The sequence below is a fragment of the Microcoleus sp. LAD1_D3 genome (assembly GCF_036702135.1).
In the GTDB taxonomy this organism is placed as follows: Bacteria; Cyanobacteriota; Cyanobacteriia; order Cyanobacteriales; family Microcoleaceae; genus Microcoleus.
The window spans coordinates 1-1,922 of the sequence record NZ_JAUBSB010000150.1 but is presented as its reverse complement, the minus strand read 5'-3'; the positions used below and the strand labels follow the sequence as shown (position 1 = coordinate 1,922).

The 1,922-nt window shown below is 42.5% G+C and carries 2 protein-coding genes; both read left to right on the top strand.

Features of this window, described 5'->3' with window-relative positions:
* The first annotated feature begins 166 nt into the window (after positions 1-166).
* Positions 167-1,102 carry an IS66 family transposase gene (gene tnpC / locus QUA74_RS29675; RefSeq protein ID WP_333336343.1) on the top strand — a complete coding sequence of 312 codons (936 nt, stop codon included), beginning with the start codon at positions 167-169 and terminating at the stop codon, positions 1,100-1,102.
* A 596-nt stretch (positions 1,103-1,698) separates the two neighbouring features.
* Positions 1,699-1,836: a hypothetical protein gene (locus QUA74_RS30010; protein ID WP_445302189.1), complete on the top strand. Its 138-nt coding sequence runs from the start codon at positions 1,699-1,701 to the stop codon at positions 1,834-1,836.
* Positions 1,837-1,922 lie beyond the last annotated feature (86 nt).

The following is a 1,922-nucleotide window of genomic DNA, read 5'->3' as shown; positions in this document are numbered from 1 at the left end:
AGTAAAGAATTAAGTGAAGTAATTAACATCCACAGACAGCAAGTAGCAAGTCTAGTAGCAAAACCAATCGAGGTCGTTGAATATCAGACACAATCGTGTAAATGCCTAGAATGTGGTGCAGTAGTCACAGGAGAACCACCCCGCTTGAATAGTTCCAGGACAAGACTTGAGCGTTAATCTCCAAGCACTCTTAGTCTGGCTTGGCAATTATGGACATCTTTCCTACGCCAAGCTGACTGAATTTTTGTGGGAACTCGGCACGATAGAAGTGGGAGTGGGAACACTCCAAAAAACCAATCAACGAGTAGCAGCAGCAGTCAAGCCAGCGCTCAATGCACTGTGGAAATGGGCACCTCTTCAATCAAATGTTCATGTAGATGAAACCCCGTGGTGTGTCATGGGAGTCAAAGAATGGCTATGGACGGCTAGTGGAGAAGGATTCTGTTTATTTCATGCCGCAGATACCAGGGGGCGGGTGGAACTAGAAACCATGCTGGGTACAGAATTTGCTGGAGTCTTAAGCTCAGATGATTTCAGTGTTTATAATGGTGGCACAATCACAGCCCAACAGAAGTGTCTGGCTCATTTACGACGGCATTTCAAGAAAGTGCTGGACCTTCCTGGCAACAATAATGCAGAAGTCGCTCAAATATTTCTGTCATTAATTGATGAAGCTTTTATCGCCCATGAGTCCTGGCGAAAGACGAAGGATCAACTCACCTACGACTCGTGGGCTCAGGATTTCACAATACGATTGAATCAAACTTTGACCACTTGGTTGGGCAAAGTTGGTTATGCTGCAGGTTTGTTACTAAAATCCTTACGGGATAAGGCAGAACAATGGTGGTATTTTCTCAATGACCCCTCGGTTCCTCCTGATAATAATTTAGCAGAACGTTCCCTACGGCTAGCTGTCACGAAACGCAAAGTTTCTGGCGGCTCTCGTTCAATGAAACGATTTGAGGAAACGGCTGATCTGCTGAGTGTAATTCAAACCTGTCGTTTTCAAGCTCGTTCAGTAATGGCTTTTTTCCGTGAGGCTATTTCTGCCCATTCTTGTGACTTGGCTCGGCCTGAGCTTATTCCCTTCTTTCAGACCTGAATCCTTACGTTATAACCTAGAATTATTTTTTGATTTTTGAGGATTTCTCGTAAGTTTTCTACTGATTCGGTAATCTTTATATGAGGACGACCAGACATTGTAATTCTCTCCTTTACTTTTTACACAAGTCTATCACATCTTTAAAAAAATGGTATAAGAGTTTAGTCAAGAATTTCGAGCGGACGCTGGAGAATGCGACGGCTAAGCTCAATGTGTGTTTCATTCGGCTCATGCTCAAACGCTTAGCAAAGCAACGGTTGGCACTAGCAAATCACTAGATCCCAAATAGGTTCTATAACGAGAGGGAAATCCTCCCAGGGTAAGCTCATCTAATTTGGTATAAATTGTACTTGACAAAAAGGGCAAGATATAAAAGAGCATCCTGTCAATAGCGGTTCTTTGAACCCATTTGAGATATTTTGACGCTCGACAGACAACGGGCGATCGAGTCGCAGCCTCAAAGATGTCAAATGGGTTCTATAAAGATTACCGAATCTGTAGAAAGTTTGCGAGAAATACTCAAACAACAAAAAAGAATCCTAGCTTATAACAAAGTCCAAATGCTTTATTTATTTCAGTCAAAATAACTAGAAACTGTGCGGGAAGTATCGGCAGTTTTAGGGAAAAGTGAGGCGACAATTCATCGCTGGCTCTTTCAATATAAAAAGGGCGGTCTGGAAAATTTGTTAAAAAATCTCTTCTGTTTTTGGTCGCCCCAAAAAGTTCTCAGTTGAAATAGCAGCCAGGGTAAGAGCAGCTCAATCATGCTTGACAAAAGCATTTGAGAATCTGCATCATATAGTCATTGTTCATCGCAGCC